Annotated in this window: 15 protein-coding genes; 10 read left to right on the forward strand and 5 right to left on the reverse strand. The window is 68.5% G+C overall.

From position 1 onward, the window contains the following. Window positions 1-125: 125 nt before the first annotated feature. Window positions 126-638, reverse strand: a complete 513-nt coding sequence (locus PV781_RS17695; RefSeq protein WP_425532418.1) for a MarR family winged helix-turn-helix transcriptional regulator — start codon at window positions 636-638, stop codon at window positions 126-128. A gap of 146 nt (window positions 639-784) precedes the next feature. Between PV781_RS17695 and PV781_RS17700 the strand changes: the two genes are divergently transcribed. The 10 genes from PV781_RS17700 to PV781_RS17745 all read left to right on the forward strand — a co-directional run bounded on the left by PV781_RS17700 (window position 785) and on the right by PV781_RS17745 (window position 12085). Then, complete coding sequence (locus tag PV781_RS17700; RefSeq protein ID WP_274776965.1) at window positions 785-2062, forward strand: amidohydrolase/deacetylase family metallohydrolase; 1278 nt, start codon at window positions 785-787, stop codon at window positions 2060-2062. After that, entirely contained in the window at window positions 2059-2925 is an 867-nt protein-coding gene (locus PV781_RS17705) for an alpha/beta hydrolase (RefSeq protein WP_274776966.1), read from the forward strand. Before PV781_RS17700 ends, PV781_RS17705 begins: the two co-directional genes overlap by 4 nt. Further along, window positions 2922-5279: a xanthine dehydrogenase family protein molybdopterin-binding subunit gene (locus PV781_RS17710; protein ID WP_274776967.1), complete on the forward strand. Its 2358-nt coding sequence runs from the start codon at window positions 2922-2924 to the stop codon at window positions 5277-5279. The genes PV781_RS17705 and PV781_RS17710 overlap by 4 nt, the downstream gene beginning before the upstream one ends. Further along, window positions 5276-6139, forward strand: coding sequence for an FAD binding domain-containing protein (locus tag PV781_RS17715; RefSeq protein ID WP_274776968.1), 864 nt, complete (start codon window positions 5276-5278; stop codon window positions 6137-6139). The genes PV781_RS17710 and PV781_RS17715 overlap by 4 nt, the downstream gene beginning before the upstream one ends. Then, window positions 6136-7350 (forward strand): xanthine dehydrogenase family Fe-S subunit, encoded by a 1215-nt coding sequence (locus PV781_RS17720; RefSeq protein ID WP_274776969.1) that lies wholly within the window; start codon window positions 6136-6138, stop codon window positions 7348-7350. Before PV781_RS17715 ends, PV781_RS17720 begins: the two co-directional genes overlap by 4 nt. Before the next feature lie 31 nt (window positions 7351-7381). Continuing rightward, window positions 7382-8542: an ABC transporter substrate-binding protein gene (locus PV781_RS17725; protein ID WP_425532419.1), complete on the forward strand. Its 1161-nt coding sequence runs from the start codon at window positions 7382-7384 to the stop codon at window positions 8540-8542. Between the two features lie 124 nt (window positions 8543-8666). Then, window positions 8667-9539, forward strand: coding sequence for a branched-chain amino acid ABC transporter permease (locus PV781_RS17730; protein WP_274776970.1), 873 nt, complete (start codon window positions 8667-8669; stop codon window positions 9537-9539). Then, on the forward strand, window positions 9536-10585 hold the full coding sequence (locus tag PV781_RS17735) for a branched-chain amino acid ABC transporter permease (protein ID WP_274776971.1): 1050 nt from the start codon (window positions 9536-9538) through the stop codon (window positions 10583-10585). Before PV781_RS17730 ends, PV781_RS17735 begins: the two co-directional genes overlap by 4 nt. Continuing rightward, window positions 10582-11391 (forward strand): ABC transporter ATP-binding protein, encoded by an 810-nt coding sequence (locus PV781_RS17740; RefSeq protein WP_274776972.1) that lies wholly within the window; start codon window positions 10582-10584, stop codon window positions 11389-11391. The genes PV781_RS17735 and PV781_RS17740 overlap by 4 nt, the downstream gene beginning before the upstream one ends. After that, entirely contained in the window at window positions 11384-12085 is a 702-nt protein-coding gene (locus tag PV781_RS17745) for an ABC transporter ATP-binding protein (protein WP_274776973.1), read from the forward strand. The genes PV781_RS17740 and PV781_RS17745 overlap by 8 nt, the downstream gene beginning before the upstream one ends. Before the next feature lie 42 nt (window positions 12086-12127). Here the strand turns inward: PV781_RS17745 and PV781_RS17750 are convergent, their stop codons facing one another. From PV781_RS17750 to PV781_RS17765, 4 genes are read right to left on the reverse strand one after another with little or no spacing between them, the layout of a single operon-like run. Next, window positions 12128-12862, reverse strand: a complete 735-nt coding sequence (locus PV781_RS17750) for an ABC transporter ATP-binding protein (protein ID WP_274776974.1) — start codon at window positions 12860-12862, stop codon at window positions 12128-12130. After that, window positions 12855-13568: an ABC transporter ATP-binding protein gene (locus PV781_RS17755; RefSeq protein WP_274776975.1), complete on the reverse strand. Its 714-nt coding sequence runs from the start codon at window positions 13566-13568 to the stop codon at window positions 12855-12857. Before PV781_RS17755 ends, PV781_RS17750 begins: the two co-directional genes overlap by 8 nt. Beyond that, the gene (locus PV781_RS17760; protein WP_274776976.1) at window positions 13565-14578 is read right to left on the reverse strand and encodes a branched-chain amino acid ABC transporter permease; all 1014 of its coding nucleotides are present in this window, start codon (window positions 14576-14578) and stop codon (window positions 13565-13567) included. Before PV781_RS17760 ends, PV781_RS17755 begins: the two co-directional genes overlap by 4 nt. Further along, on the reverse strand, window positions 14575-15450 hold the full coding sequence (locus PV781_RS17765) for a branched-chain amino acid ABC transporter permease (protein WP_274776977.1): 876 nt from the start codon (window positions 15448-15450) through the stop codon (window positions 14575-14577). Before PV781_RS17765 ends, PV781_RS17760 begins: the two co-directional genes overlap by 4 nt. Window positions 15451-15626 lie beyond the last annotated feature (176 nt).

Below are 15626 nucleotides of genomic sequence, written 5' to 3' on the forward strand. Positions count from 1 at the left end.
TGCTTCGCGCGTGTTAGACGCCGCCATCCGTCCCGACGACATCCTCCAGCACCATGCCAGACTCGGGCCCTGGAGCCCCATGTCTCACGGGCGCGAGTGCCTCTTTTTCAGGCAGGCATTGACCGTCAGGTGAGTTCGGATGCGCCTTGGCGTGCGCCGTGGGCGGAAACGATTTTCTTCATGGCTTCAACGAATTGGCGCTGCTCGGCCGGCGTGAGCATGTCGACGGTGGCGGCATGGGCGCGGCGGGCGCCGTCTTCCATGTCCTCCAGCAGGCGGCGGCCTTCGGCGGTGAGCGCGCAGCTTTGCGAGCGCCGGTCCATAGCCGATGTGCCGCGCCGGATCAGCCCGCGCGCCTCCAGGCGTTTCAAGGCTCCGGTGGTGGTGGTGCGGTCGAGGGCGACCAGGCGCGACAAGGTGGTTTGATCCGCCTCCTCCCGGTCCGCCAGCGCCGAGAGCAGGCTGTATTGCACGGGCGTTACGCCGAATGGGGCACACAGCTCAGAAAACAGGCTGACATGGATCTGGTGCACCCGCCGCGCCAGGAAGCCCGGCCGGTCCGAAAGCGGCCAGTCCTCCGCCGGAGCAGGCGGGGGCGGAGTTTCATAAGCATCTGATTTATTGCGCGATTTCTTCACGTCGCCCGATCCTTCTGCGCCTGAGCGGCGATTGAAATTGATCTAAGTCAAATCCTGGCACGCGGCCTGCATAAGGGAAATTACGAAGCATACTTCGCTTTTCCAATGCGGTCCCAGCACCGCGCATGCATGGATGGAGACCCCCCATGGCTGATCCTGCGGGATACGATATCCTCCTCAAGGGCGGGCATGTCATCTGCCCCGCTTCCGGCATTGATGGCATCCGCGACGTGGCGGTGCGCGACGGGCGCATCGCCGCCGTTGAAGAAACCATCCTGCCCTCCAGCGCCGCCGAGACCATCGATGTCAGCGGCAAGCTGGTTCTGCCGGGCATGATCGACACCCACGGCCATGTCTACCAGTACGTCACCGGCCGCTTCGGCCTGAATCCGGACATGGTGGGCGTGCATTCCGGCGTCACCACCGTGATCGACCAGGGCGGCCCCTCCTGCATGACCTTGCCGGGTTTCCGCAAGTTCATCGCCGAGCCTTCCGACACCCGCATCTATGCCTTCCTCTCCGCCTATCTGGTGGGGGGCCTTGAGGGCCATTACTATCCCAACCTCTACAGCCCGGACTGCGTGGACATCGATGCCACCGTGCGCTCCGCCGTGGCCAACCGCGACATCGTGCGCGGCATCAAGGGCCATGCGGAGATCGGCGGCTTCGCCCGCTGGGGCATCCGCGTCATGGAGATGGCGGCCGAGATCGCGCGGCGCGCCGAAATCCCGCTCTATGTGCATTTCGGCACCCTGTGGGGCCTGCCCGAGAGCGGCGCCAATGGCGAGGATGCCGACACCATCCTGGAGCGGGTCATCCCCCTCCTCAAGGAAGGCGATGTGCTCGCCCACCCGTTCACCCGCCATCCCGGCGGCTTCGTGAACCAGCAGGGCGAGGTGCACCATGTGATCCAGGCGGCGCTCGATCGCGGCCTGAAGGTGGATGTGGGCCACGGCAGCCATTTCTCCTATCGCCTGGCCAAGAAGGCCATTGCCGCCGGTGTGGTTCCCCACACGCTCGGCGCCGACATGCACGGCTACAACACCCATGTGCCCGCCCCGGCCGGAACGCCGGAAGAGCACTATGACGACGAGAACCACCCCTTCAAGGGCCAGGCCCGCTTCAGCCTGACCCAGGCCATGAGCTCCATGATGGCGCTCGGTCTCTCGCTGGAGGAGGTGGTGCCCATGGTCACCATCAACCCGGCCAAGATGATCGGCCTGACCGACCGGGTGGGCTCGCTCACCGTGGGCTATGCGGCCGACATTTCGGTGTTGGACGACCATCGCGGCCGGTTCCTGCTGCGCGACAACGAGGACACGAAGGTGGTGGCCGAGCGGCTGCTCACCCCCGCTTTCTGCCTGCGGGCCGGCAAGAGGTTCGACGCGGACGCCATCATCCTGCCCCAGGCGGTGGCCGCGTGAGCACGTCGTCCGCAGCGGCGGCACCCGTCGCCCCGCAGGAGGTCTGGGACACCCTGTCCCAGGCCGAGCGGGATGCCGCCTACAACAACAATGCCGCTGTGAAGACCAGCGCGGCATGGGTGGAGGCGCGGGACATCGCCGCGCCCCTCTTCCGCGCGGCGGCCAAGGCCCATCTGGACATTCCCTATGGCCCGGGTGCCCGGCAGAAGCTGGACATCTATTCCGGCGCGGCCGGTGCCCCCTGCCTCGTCTTCATCCATGGCGGCTATTGGCAGCGCAATTCCCGCGAGCTGTTCGCCCATTATGCCGAGGGGCTCCTCGCCCATGGCTGGTCGGTGGCCATGCCCAGCTACACGCTGGCGCCGGAGGCGCGCCTGCCGGAGATCGTCGCCGAGATGGGAGCCGCGCTCGACCTGATCGCGCAGCATGGCGCGGCTTACGGCGCGGGCGGGCCGGTGGTGGTGTCCGGCTGGTCGGCCGGGGCGCAGCTGGCGGTGATGCAGCTCGACCATCCCGCCGTGGCGGCGGGGCTCGCCATATCCGGCGTCTACGAGCTGGCACCCCTGCGCGACACCTATCTCAACGAGGCGCTGGACCTGTCGGAGGCGGAGATCGCCGCCTGTTCTCCGCTGCGCCACGCGCCTTCCGACAAGCCTTTGGTCATCGCCTATGGCACGGCGGAGGTGCCGGCGCTGGTGCGTGATTCCCGTGCGCTCGCGGCGCGGCGCGTGGAGGCCCGCGCGCCGGGTGCGCTCCTGCCCATTCTGGGGGCCGATCACTTCTCCATCCTCGACGAATTGCGCCGGCCCGACGGGCAATTGGTGCGTGCCGCGCGCGACCTCATGGGGCATGTGCCGGCATGAGCACGACCCAGAAGCAGGAAGGCGTGGGCGCCCGTCTTCCCCGCAAGGAAGATGACCGCCTCATGCGCGGTCGCGGCCAGTTCGTTGGCGATCTTCGACTGGCGGGGATGCAGGACGTGGCCTTCGTGCGCAGCCCGCTCGCCCATGCCCGCATCCGCGCCATCCATGTGCCCGAGGATCTGAAGGGCCGGGTCTTCGTGGCCGGTGATCTCGACGGGGTGAAGCCTATCCGCGCCGTCTCCGGCCTTGCGGGCTTCAAGGTGTCGGAGCAGCCGGTGCTCGCCACGGGCAAGGTGCGCCAGGTGGGTGAGCTGATCGCCATGTGCGTGGCCGATACCCGCGCGCAGGCCGAGGACATGGCCGCCCGCGTGGAGCTGGACCTGGAAGAGCTGCCCGCGCTCCACGACATGCTGGCCGCCCGCCGGCCGGGCGCGCCGCTGGTGCACGAGCATTGGGGGGACAACGTCTTTCTTGAAACCCTCGTGAACATCAATATGGAGGCCGCCTTCGACGCGCCGGTGAAGGTGTCGCGCACCATCTCCACCGCCCGCCAGTGCATGGCGCCCATCGAGGGGCGCGGGACGGTGGTTCATTTCGACCATCGCGCGGACCAATTGGTGGTGCACACCGCCAGCCAGATGCCCCACATCGTCCGCTCGGGCCTCTCCGAATGCCTGGGGCTGGAAGAGGGCCAGATCCGCATCATCTCCCCCGATGTGGGCGGCGGCTTCGGCTACAAGGCCATCCTCCTGGCCGAGGATGTGTGCCTGGGCTGGCTTGCCCGAAAGATCGGTCGCCCGGTGCGCTGGCTGGAGGATCGCCGCGAGCACCTCACCGCCGGCGCCAATTGCCGGGAGCACCATTACGAGATCACGCTTTATGCCGAGCGCGACGGCACGCTGCGGGGCATCGATTGCGAAGCGTGCGTGGATAGCGGGGCCTATTCCGCCTATCCCTTCTCCGCCTGCCTTGAGGCCGCGCAGGTGGCGAGCATCCTGCCCGGGCCATACACCTTCCCCTCCTATCGCTGCCGCACCTGGTCGGTGGCCACCAACAAATGCCCGATCCTGCCCTATCGCGGGGTGGCGCGCACCGGCGTGTGCTTTGCCCTGGAAGTGGCGCTCGATGCGCTGGCGGCGGAACTGGGCCTCGCTCCGGAAGTGGTGCGGCTGAAGAACCTCGTGCGGCCGGAGCAGATGCCGTTCGACAACATCACCAACAAGCATTTCGACAGCGGCGACTATCCCGAAGCCCTCCGGCAGGCGCTTGATGCCATCCAGGTGGACGCGGTGCGCGCGCGGCAGGCAGCGGGAGAGCCGGACGGGCGGCGGATTGGCTTCGGCCTGTCCATCTATTGCGAGCAGGCGGCCCACGGCACCTCGGTCTATTCCGGCTGGGGCATTCCCATGGTGCCGGGCCACGAACAGGCAGGCGCGCGCCTGACCCCGGACGGCGGGCTGGAATTGCGCATCGGCGCCCATTCCCATGGCCAGGGGCTGGAGACGACGCTGGCGCAGGTGGCCTACGAGATCCTCGGGCTGCCGGTTGCCCGCACCCGTCTCGTGCATGGCGACACCGCCATGACCCCCTATTCCACGGGCAGCTGGGGCTCCCGGGTGATGGTGATGGCGGGCGGGGCGGTGGCCACCGCGTGCACCGAGCTTGCCGAGCGCATCCGCCGCGTCGGCGCCCATCTGCTCCAGGCCCGGCCCGAGGAGGTGCGGTTGGAGGGCGGACGCGTGGTCGGCCCTTCCGGTGACATCCCCATCGAGCAGGTGGCCCGCACCTGGTATCGCCGGCCGCAGGACCTGCCTGCTGACGTCGACCCCCACGGGCTGGAAGTGACCGCCGGCTACAAGCCGCACCGCGACAGCGGCACCTTCAGCTATGCCGCCCATGCGGTGGTGGTGGCGGTAGATCCCGAGATCGGCGAGGTGGAGATCCTCGACTATGCCATCGTGGAGGATGGCGGCACGCTGGTGAACCCGATGGTGGTGGACGGCCAGATCCTGGGCGGCCTCGCCCAGGGCATCGGCACCGCGCTCTATGAGGAGATGGCCTTCGACAGTTCCGGCCAGCCGCTTGCCTCGACGCTGGCGGACTATCTCCTGCCCGGCGCGCCGGAAGTGCCCATGCCCTTCATCGGACACATGGAGACGCCCTCGCCCTACACCATGTTCGGCGTGAAGGGCATCGGCGAGGGGGGGGCGATCGCGCCGCCGGCCGCCATCGCCAACGCCATCAATGATGCCCTGCTCCCCCTCGGCGCGCAGATGCTTCGCTCGCCCGTGACGCCCCGGCGCATCGTGGAGCAGGTGCTGGCGGCCCGCGCCGGGGAAAGGAGCGCGGCATGAAGCCCGCCCCCTTCCGCATGGTGCGCCCACGCACCGTCGCCGAGGCCGTGTCGCACCTTGCCGAAGGCGGCGACGGCGCGAAGGCCATGGCCGGCGGCCAGTCGCTTGGCCCCATGCTCAATCTGCGCCTCGCCACCCCCGACCTCATCGTCGACCTGTCCGGCATCGACGCCTTGCGCACCGTGCGGGAGGAGACCGGGCACATGGTCTATGGCGCCCTCGTCACCCATGCGGACGTGGAGGACGGACGGGTCCCGGACATTGCCCCCCACGTGCTCAGGCGGGTGGCGGGTGGCATCGCCTACCGGGCGGTGCGCAATCGCGGCACGCTGGGGGGCAGTCTGGCCCATGCCGACCCCGCCGCCGACTGGGTGAACGCCCTCTCCGTTCTCGGTGCCGAGGTGGAAGTGGCGGGCCCTTCCGGGAGCCGCCAGCTTTCCCTGGACGCCTTCCTCACCGGTGCTCTCGCAACGGCGCTTGCGCCGGGAGAGATCCTCGTTGCCGTGCGGGTGCCGAAGCTCTCCGCCACCGCGCGCTTCGGCTATGTGAAGCATTGCCGGAAGGTGGGCGAGTTCGCCCATGCCATCGGCGCCGTCCTGGTGGACCCCGTGGCGGGAACCGGGCGCGCGCTCATGGGCGCCATTGACGGGCCGCCTTTGGTCCTGCCGGCGCAGGGCGCTGTGTTCGGTGGACGCCTGGATGCGGGCTTTGCCGACGGCTTCGCGGCCAGCGCCGCCGATGCGGCGCTCCTGGCTGCGGGCGTCTCCGACGCGGTGGATCGCCATGTTCATGTGGAGGTGCTGCGCCGCGCCGCCCGCCAGGCCGCCGGCCTCCTTGCTGACACACGGAGCGCCGCATGACCGCCGCGCCAACCCTCTCGGCCGCCCCCGTGGCCGCCGAACCCTTGGTGTCCTTCACCCTCAATGGTCGTCCGGTGGCCGTGCAGGTGGAACCGCGCACCAGCCTCGCCGATCTCGTGCGGGACACCCTCAACCTCACCGGCACGCATCTGGGGTGCGAGCATGGCGTGTGCGGGGCCTGCACCCTCCTGGTGGATGGCGAGCCGGCGCGGGGCTGCCTTGCCTTTGCCGGCGCCTGCCAGGGGGCGCAGATCACCACCATTGAGGGGCTCGACGACGATTCCATCGCCGCCGAGCTGCGTGCCGCGTTCAATGCCGAGCATGCCCTGCAATGCGGCTTCTGCACGCCGGGCATGCTGGTATCGGCCCGCGATCTGGTGCTGCGCCTGCCCGAGCCGGACGAGACGCGCATCCGCCTCGGCCTCGCCGGCAATCTATGCCGCTGCACGGGCTATGCGGGCATCGTCAAGGCGGTGGCCTCCGTCATCGCCGCACGGCGCGCGCGCGGCGTCGGGCCGCTGATCGCCGAGCGCCGGCTTGGCCCGGTGGGCGCGCGTCGGGGGCAGGGGGCCGACGCCGTCGTGCCTGTGGCTGGTCCCGTCCAACCGGCCCTCATAGTCTCCGCCGCTGCCCTGGTCGATGACTTCACGCCAGCCCACCGCTTCGAGCAGAGCTTCGAGGTGCCCTATCCGCCCGCCGACGTGTTCGCCTTCTTCGGCCGGATCGAGGAGGTGGCGGCATGCCTGCCGGGCGCCGTCATCACGGCGGTGCCAGCCCCCGATCAGGTGGAGGGGGGCATGCGGGTCAAGCTCGGCCCCATCGCCACCACCTTCCGTGGCACCGCGCGCATCACGCGGGATGCGGCACAGGCGCGGGGCACCATCCATGGCGCGGGCGGCGACGGGCGCTCGCGCACCGAAGGCCGCATCGCCTATGCGGTGACGCCAGGCGCCGCGCCGGGCACGACGCGGGTGGCGCTTAGTGTGGGCTACACGCTGAAGGGGCCGCTCGCCCAGTTCGGCCGGCCGGGCCTGGTGCGCGAGGTGGCCTCCCGCCTCATCGCCGAATTCGCGGCCAACCTGAATGCCCGCCTTGCCGGCGCGCCCGCACCCGCTGTGGCGGGGCGCGGCCTTGATCCGCTGCGACTGCTGCTCGCGCTGATTTCTGACCGTCTCGGGCGCCTGTGGCCCCGCGGCGGTCCTTCCTCCTGACCCGCCTGCCTCTCGAGACTGGAGACCACACATGTTGCTTTCCCGCCGGACAACTCTCGCAGCCCTCGCCTTCAGCCTCATGGCCGGCACGGCCCTGGCCGCCGACACCATCAAGATCGGCGTCAACGAGCCCCTCACGGGCGCCTTTGCGGCCTCCGGCACCTATGTGGTGAACGGCGCCAAGATCGCCGCCGACGAGATCAACGCCAAGGGTGGCGTGCTCGGCAAGAAGATCGAGCTTGTGATCGAGGACAATAAGAGCAACCCCACCGAGGCGGCGGCGGTGGCCGAGAAGCTCATCACCTCCGACAAGGTGCCGGTGATGATGGGCGCCTGGGGCTCCTCGCTGACGCTGGCCACCATGCCGAAGCTGGAAGAATATTCCGTGCCCATGCTGGTGGAGACCTCCTCGTCCGGCAAGATCACCACGTCCGGCAATCCCTTCATCTTCCGCATCTCGCCGCCCTCCGCCGTGGAGGCCGACGCCTTCGAGCCCATCGCCAAGAAGCTCGGGCTGAAGAAGGTGGACTTCCTGGTCATCAACAATGACTGGGGCCGGGGCGCCGCTGCCGATTTCTCCAAGATGCTCAAGGCCAACGGCGTGGAAGTGGGCCTCGTGGAGACCATGGACCAGTCCGCCCAGGACATGAGCGCCCAGCTCGCCAAGCTGAAGGCGTCCGATGCCGACACCATCATGGTGACGAGCGCCGTGGACCAGCTCACCCTCCTCTTCAAGCAGATGGCGGCGCTGGGCCTGAAGAAGCGCATCATCACCACCGGCGGCTCGCAGAACCCCGACCAGATCATCGCCCAGGCGGGCGCGGCGGCCGACGGCACCATGCACCTGACCACCTTCCTGCCCTGGTTCCCGGAGAAGACCCCGAACCCGCAGGCCACCGCCTATTTCCTCGCCGAGTGGAAGAAGCGCGGCTTTGACTTTGCCGGCGCCACCGAGAGCTTCCGTGGCTATGACGGCATCCGCACGGTGGCGGCCGCCATCGCGGCGGGCGGCGGCACCGACCCCGCCTCCATCCAGAAGGGCTTCTGGAAGGTGGATTTCATGGGCCTCAACGGTCCCATCAAGTTCGCCAAGAGCGGCCCGGCCGGCAAGGAAAGCGGCCAGTCCAAGCCCAATGTCTATCTCATCGAAATCTCGGCCGGAAAGGTGAACCAGGTGCAGCTCGGCGGCTGAGCCCGGCAGCCCCGTGCACAGCCTCCGCCCTCGGGCGGGGGCCATCGGGCGCGGCCCGGACCGACCCGTCCGGAAGCGCGCCCCCTATCGCCCTTTGTCCCGCATGCCAGATCGGACAGGCCAGATGGACCAATTGCTGCAACACATCTTCAACGCGCTGGTGCTGGGCGGCACCTATGCGCTCCTGGGCATCGGCCTGACCTTGATCTTCGGCATCATGAACGTGGTGAATTTCACCCACGGCGCGCTCTATACGTTCGGCGGCTATGCCATGTACCTGGCGGCGGTGGCGCTGGGGCTGAACTTTTTCGTGGCGCTGCCGGTGGCCCTGGTGGCCGGTCTGCTTCTGGGCGCGGCCATCGAGTTCACGCTGCTGCGGCCGCTCCGCCGCTCCGACATCGACACCACCATGCTGGTGATGATCGGCGCCGGCATCATCATGCAATCGGGCACGCTGTGGGTGTTCGGCGGCGTCGCCAAGGCCGTTCCCACGCCCTTCCCGGCGCAGCCGCTGACCTTCGGGCCGGTGTCGTTGTCCTATGTGAACCTATTCGTGCTGGCCGCCGCCGTGGCGCTGATCGCCATCACCTATTTCACCATCAACGGCACCAAGCTCGGCCGCGCCATGCGCGCCACCTTCCAGGACCATGACACGGCCGCCCTCATGGGCGTGAATGTCTCCCTCGTCTACACCGCCACTTTTGCCATTGGTTCGGCGCTGGCGGCGGCGGCCGGGGCCTTGCTGGGGCCGGTCTATGTGGTCACGCCGCAAATGGGCGAACTGGCCGCGGTGAAAGCCTTCGCCATCGTCATCCTGGGCGGGCTCGGCTCCATTTCCGGGGCGACCATTGGCGGCTTCATCCTGGCGTTCGCCGAGGAGCTGGGCGCCGGCTACATCTCGTCCGGCTATCGGGATGCCATGGGCTTCCTCATCATCATCGCGGTGCTGCTGGTCAAGCCCACCGGCCTGTTCGCCCGCGCGGAGCGGATCGGATGACACGCTTCATCGCCCCCCTCTTCCTCGTCGTCCTGGCCCTGCTGCCGCTCTGGCTGAGCGATCCCTATCTGCTCAATGCCCTGATCGTCACGGGCATCCTCACCATCTGCGCCATGAGCCTCAACCTGCTGCTGGGCTTCACCGGGCAGTTGAGCCTCGGCCATGTGGCCTTCTTCGGTATCGGCGCCTATGTGAGCGCGCTGACCGCGCTCGGCTTCGACGTCAGCCTGCCGTTCGGTCTCAGGGTCACCCATGAGGGCGGCTCGCCGCTGCTGGGCTTCCTGCTGGCGGTGGTGCTCACGGGCCTGTGCGGCTATCTCATCGGCCGCCTGTCGTTCCGGGTGCGCGGCGCCTATTTCGTCATTGTCACCATCTCGTTCGCCGAGGTGGTGCGCCTCGTGGCCCTCAACTGGGTGGAGCTGACGCAAGGCCCGCTCGCCCTCACCGCCATTCCCAACATGGTGCTGCCGGTACCCGGCCTCGGCGCGGTGGCGCTGCGCTCCAAGATGCAGAACTATTACCTGGTGCTGGCGGTGGCAGTGGCGAGCTATCTCATCATTGCGCGCCTGGTGGCCTCGCGCTTCGGACGGGCCATGCGCGGGCTGAAGGAGAACGAATCCCTCGCGCTCTCGCTGGGCATCAACGCCACCCGCACCCTCACCATCGCGGCCACCGTGTCCGCCGCCATGGCCGGCGCGGCGGGCAGCCTCTATGCCCATTACCTGCGCATCATCGACCCCGACGTGTTCCTGTTCTCCTACACGGTGACCATGGTCATCATGGTGGTGTCGGGCGGCAAGGGGACGCTGGCGGGCCCGCTGGTGGGCGGCCTCATCTTCGGCCTGCTGCCGGTGGCGCTGCGGCCGGTCATGGCGCCGGAAGCGCAATGGATCGTATATGGCGCCATCCTCATCGCCATCCTGTTCCTGATGCCACGGGGCATCGTGCCGGCGCTGGAGGGGCTCGGCGCCCGCCTGTTCGCCCGGCGCAAGGCCGATGCCAAGGGCGGCGGCTCGCTTCCCGCCGAGATGGGGGCCAATCCATGAGCGCCATTCTCAATGTGGAGCATGTGGGCATGCGGTTCGGCGGCCTCACCGCCATCGCCGACCTGCATTTCGATGTGCAGGAGGGGGAAATCCTCAGCCTCATCGGCCCCAACGGGGCGGGCAAGACCACGGCCTTCAACATCATGACCGGCTTTTTGAGGCCGACCCAGGGCCGGGTGTTGTTTCGCGGGCGCGATCTCTCCCAGACGCGGCCCAATGAGATTGCGCGCCTCGGACTTGCCCGCACCTTCCAGCGCACCAGCGTGTTCGCGGACGACACCGTGCGCGACAATGTGCTGATCGGCCTGCATCGCTACCAGGAGGAAGCGGGCGCGGTGGGCCTCCTCAACCGCCTGTTGCCCACCCCCGGCGCGCGCCGGGCGGAGCGGGCGGTGCGGGAGCGGGCGGACGCCATCATCGACCTCGTCGGCCTGACGCCGCGGGCGGACGAGAAGGCCGGGTCGCTCTCCTATGGCGAACAGCGCCTCGTTGGCTTCGCCCTCGCCTTGGCGGTGGAGCCGCGCATGCTGCTGCTGGACGAGCCGGTCTCCGGCATGAACGCTTCGGAGACCCAGGGTTTCGTGCGCCTTATCCGCAAGGTGCGGGAGGAGGGCGTCACCATCCTCCTGGTGGAGCACGACATGCCCATGGTGATGGAAGTGTCCGACCGCATCGTGTGCCTGAATTACGGCCGGCTCATCGCGGAAGGGCCGCCGGCCGCGATCCGCACCGATCCCAAGGTGATCGAGGCCTATCTCGGCAAGAGCGCCGCGAAGCTGGAGCACAAGGAGGCGGCCCATGCTTGAGATCACCGATCTCGTCTGCGGCTATGGCCAGGTGGCCGCGCTCAAGGGCATATCCCTGAAGGTGGGCGAGGGGCAATTGGTGGCCCTGGTGGGGGCCAATGGCGCCGGCAAGTCCACCACGCTGCGCACCATTTCAGGCCTGGTGCCGGCGCGCGCGGGCTGCATCCGCCTGAAGGGCGACGACGTGACCCGCGCCGGCCCCCAGCGCATGCTGCGCCTCGGCGTCGCCCATTGCCCGGAAGGCCGGCGGGTGTTTCCCCACATGAGCGTGGTGGAGAACCTGGCCATGGGCGCCTATCTGCGCAGCGATGCCGGCCTGAAGGCGGATTATGAGCGCATCTACACCAGCTTTCCGCGCCTTGCCGAGCGCCGCCACCAGATGGCGGGCACGCTGTCGGGCGGCGAGCAGCAGATGCTGGCCATCGGCCGCGCCCTCATGTCCCGCCCAAGCCTCGTCCTGTTCGACGAGCCCTCCCTGGGGCTGGCGCCCAACATCGTCGAGCAGATGTTCGCCATCATCGGCGCCATCCGGGATGCCGGCACCACGGTGCTGCTGGTGGAGCAGAATGCCTTCGCCGCCCTGGAATTGTGCGACTATGCCTATCTCCTGGAGGCGGGACGCATCGTGATGTCGGGCAAGGGGGCCGATCTGATCGACGATCCCCATGTGCGCACCGCCTATCTCGGCAGCTGAGGCGCGGTCCTTGACCAGCCGCGCCCCGTCGCGGCGCGCGCTCTAATGGGCCATGCCCATCATGGTCCGGCGCAGGTCGTCGGCGCTGAAAGTCTCGTGCTCCCGGTCGAGAGTGCGCACGATGGCCCCGTGGGAGAGCACATAGGCGCGGGACGCCAGGTCCACGGCGCGCAGGAAGCTCTGCTCGGCCATGAGGATGGTGAGTTGCCGCGAGGCCTGGAGATCGCGCACGGCGTCGAACACCTGCGACACCACGATGGGGGCAAGGCCCACCGAGGGCTCGTCGATGACGATGACGCGCGGCGAGGTCATCAGCGCGCGGGCGATGGCAAGAAGCTGCTGCTGGCCGCCGCTCATGGTGCCGGCCCGCTGCGCACGGCGCTCGCGGAGCAAGGGGAAGGTCTGGTAGCAGAAGGCGAGATTGGCGGCGAGTTCGTGGCGCGCGCGCGGACAGCTGCCGGCCAGCACGAGGTTCTCCTCCACCGTCAAAGTGGGGATGAGCCGACGGCCTTCCGGCACCAGGGCGACGCCTTCATTGACGATGCGGTGGGGCGGGAGGCCGGTGAGGTCCAGAACCTGCCCGTCCCATTCCAGCAGGATGCGCCCCTTGGTGGGCCGCACGAAGCCCAGCACGGTGTTGAGCAGCGTGCTCTTGCCGTTGCCATTGGTGCCCAGCAGCGCGACGAACTCGCTTTCGCGCAGCTCCAGCGAGACATCGTGCAGCACCGCGACCGCGCCATAGCCGGCGCTGACCCCTTCCACGATGAGCCTATTCACCGAAATACACCTTCTGCACGAGGGGATCGCTGGAGACGGCCTCGGGGGATCCGTCGGCGATCAGCTGGCCAGATTCCAGGCAGATGATGCGGTGGGAGAAGCGCATCACCGCATGCATGATGTGCTCGATCATGATGACCGCCACGCCGGCCTCGTTGAGCCGTTCGAGAATGGCGAGCACATCGTCGATCTCGCGGTCCGACAGGCCGGCCATGGCCTCGTCGGCGATCAGCACCTTGGGCGCCGCGGCGAGTGCCCGCGCCAGTTCCAGCTTGCGCAGTTCCAGCTGGGTGAGGCGGCCGGCATCATCCTCGGCGCGCCCTGCCAGGCCCACGGAGGCGAGGATGTCCATGGCCGTGTCGCGCGGGGCCTCGACGCGCCGCACATGGTCCAGCGGCACCAGCAAATTCTCCAGCACGGTCATGCCGGTGAACGGCTTGGGGATCTGGAAGCTGCGGGCAAGGCCCAGGCGCGCCCGGGCGCTCGGCGAAAGGCCGGTAATGTCCCGCCCCAGGAAGCGGATGCGCCCGGCATTGGGGGTCAACGTGCCGGTCAGGCAATTGATGAGGGTGGTCTTGCCCGACCCGTTGGGGCCGATGATGCCGAGCCGTTCGCCGGCATGAAGGGGGACGGTGACCGGGCCGAGGGCGCGCAGCGCCCCGAACTGCTTCTCGACCCCTTCGGCAACGAGAATGGGCTCGCTCATGACGCGCGTCCTTTCCGCAGGCGGTCGACGAGGCCGAGAATGCCCTCGGGTGCGGCGGCGACGAAGGCGATCAGCACCACGCCCACCAGCAGGATGTTGAGCTCGGAGGAAATGGTGATGGTGGCCACCTGCTGGAGGCTGCCCAGCAGCACCGCCCCGATGACGGGGCCGGGCCAGGATTGCCGACCGCCGATGAGCGGCATGGCGATGGCATTGAGCGCCAGCGCGAGGCCGAACACGGTTTCCGGCTCGATGAAGGAGGCATAATAGACCAGGGGTGCCCCGGTCATGGCCAGGAGCGCGCCGGAAATGGCGCAGGCGGCGAGCTTCAGCCGGAAAGTGGGCACGCCCGCGCACTCGGCGGCTTCCTCGCTGGCCCTGAGCGCCCGGAAGGCGCGGCCCACCCACGACACCTCGATCCAGCGCGCCACGGCAACCGCGAACACCGCAACCGCCAGCATGACGAGGAAGACGAACTGGATCTGCCCCCCCGCCCAGGCCGGCGCCTCGGGCGGCAGGAGGGCGAGGCCCGAGGCGCCGCCGAGGAAGTCCATGTTGATGACGATGGTGTGCGCCATCACCACCAAAGCGATGGTGGCGATGGCGAAATAGACACCCTGCACCCGCAGGGTCATGTAGCCCATCATCAGCCCGAGCACGCCGCCCACCAGGCCTGCCGCGGGCAGGGCCAGGAAGACGGAGGCATCGAACGCCTTCAAGAGCGCGGCCCCCGTATAGGCGCCCGCGCCATAGAAGGCGGCGGCGCCGAAATTGATGTAGCCGGCATAGCCTCCGAGCACGTTCCAACCGGTGGCCAGTGCAATGGACTGGACGATGATGAAGGCCGAGAAGAACACATAGGGGTTCTCGACGGTGCGCGTGAGGACAAGGCCGGCGGCCAGCACGGCAAGTGCACCGAGGCCGAAGGCCAGCGTGCGGCGCCGTTGCCGCTGCGCGGTGTCGGTCGAGGCGGCGGTTGAGGCTCTCATGAGCGAGGTTCCGGCGGTCATCGGCGCGCTCCGAACAGCCCTTGCGGGCGCAGGGCAAGCGTGGCGAGAAGAATGGAAAAGGCGACGGCGGGGGCCCAGGACGGGCTCGCAAAGGCCGCCACGAGGGATTCCGACACCCCGATCAGGATGCCGGCCGCAATGGTGCCGGGCAGCGAGCCCATGCCGGCGAGAACCACCACCGCGAACACCCGCCCGATCATCAGCCGGCCGCCGAACGGGTCCACCGGCCCGATGATGATGAGGGCGGCACCGGCCATGACGGCGGTGGCCGCCGCGATGCCGAAGGCATGGCGCTTGATCCAGCGCGGATCGATGCCGCTCACCGACAGGCCGCGTTCGTCATGGGCCACTGCGCGGATGGCAATGCCCGCATGGGTCTTATGGAGATAGAGCCAGAGGAGGGCCACCATCACCGGGGCGATCAGTGCCGGGACAAGCAGCCGGTAGGGCAGGGACAGGAGGCCGATATTCAGGCTCTGGCCCACATAAGCCACCTGCACCGCCTGCTGGTCGGTGCCGAACTTGAGGAGCAGGAGCGTCTCCACCACCAGCGAAACCCCGAAGAACAGGGTCAGGGCGTTCATGGTGTCGGGGGAGCCGCTGCGTTCAAACAGGCGGGAATAGAATTCGTAGAAGCCGAGCCCCGCCACATAGAAGGGCACCAGGGCCAGCACCGCCACCAGGATCGGATCAAGGCCATGGGAATTGCCCACCGCCACCACATAGGCGCCGGCGATGACGAAGGCGGGATGGGCGATGTTGGGGATGTGCAGGAGGCCGAACGTCACCGCGAGGCCGAGGGCGAGCGCGGAATAGATGCAGCCCAGCATCACGCCAGTGCCCACCGCATTGACCAGTTGGTCCAGGAACATGGCAAGGGGCCTCTGTTTCAAAGATCCGGCGTCATGGCCGGGGTTATGGCCGGCGTCTTGGCCGGGCTTGTCCCGGCCATCCATGGGGCTTGGCGAGGAAAGTCCTCACGGAGCACCGTCGTGGCCGGGACACGCCCGGGCATGCCGGCCCAAAGTCGCCCCAAGGTCGGCCCAAG

The sequence above is a fragment of the Aquabacter sediminis genome, assembly GCF_028863665.1.
GTDB lineage: Bacteria > Pseudomonadota > Alphaproteobacteria > Rhizobiales > Xanthobacteraceae > L1I39.

Bases quoted from the DNA above. Each gene is read 5' to 3' on its own strand.
- PV781_RS17700 (WP_274776965.1), top strand. From the start codon at position 785: ATGGCTGATCCTGCGGGATACGATATCCTCCTCAAGGGCGGGCATGTC.
- PV781_RS17710 (WP_274776967.1), top strand. From the start codon at position 2,922: ATGAGCACGACCCAGAAGCAGGAAGGCGTGGGCGCCCGTCTTCCCCGC.
- PV781_RS17715 (WP_274776968.1), top strand. From the start codon at position 5,276: ATGAAGCCCGCCCCCTTCCGCATGGTGCGCCCACGCACCGTCGCCGAG.
- PV781_RS17720 (WP_274776969.1), top strand. From the start codon at position 6,136: ATGACCGCCGCGCCAACCCTCTCGGCCGCCCCCGTGGCCGCCGAACCC.
- PV781_RS17725 (WP_425532419.1), top strand. From the start codon at position 7,382: ATGTTGCTTTCCCGCCGGACAACTCTCGCAGCCCTCGCCTTCAGCCTC.
- PV781_RS17730 (WP_274776970.1), top strand. From the start codon at position 8,667: ATGGACCAATTGCTGCAACACATCTTCAACGCGCTGGTGCTGGGCGGC.
- PV781_RS17735 (WP_274776971.1), top strand. From the start codon at position 9,536: ATGACACGCTTCATCGCCCCCCTCTTCCTCGTCGTCCTGGCCCTGCTG.
- PV781_RS17740 (WP_274776972.1), top strand. From the start codon at position 10,582: ATGAGCGCCATTCTCAATGTGGAGCATGTGGGCATGCGGTTCGGCGGC.
- PV781_RS17745 (WP_274776973.1), top strand. From the start codon at position 11,384: ATGCTTGAGATCACCGATCTCGTCTGCGGCTATGGCCAGGTGGCCGCG.
- PV781_RS17755 (WP_274776975.1), bottom strand. From the start codon at position 13,568: ATGAGCGAGCCCATTCTCGTTGCCGAAGGGGTCGAGAAGCAGTTCGGG.
- PV781_RS17760 (WP_274776976.1), bottom strand. From the start codon at position 14,578: ATGACCGCCGGAACCTCGCTCATGAGAGCCTCAACCGCCGCCTCGACC.
- PV781_RS17765 (WP_274776977.1), bottom strand. From the start codon at position 15,450: ATGTTCCTGGACCAACTGGTCAATGCGGTGGGCACTGGCGTGATGCTG.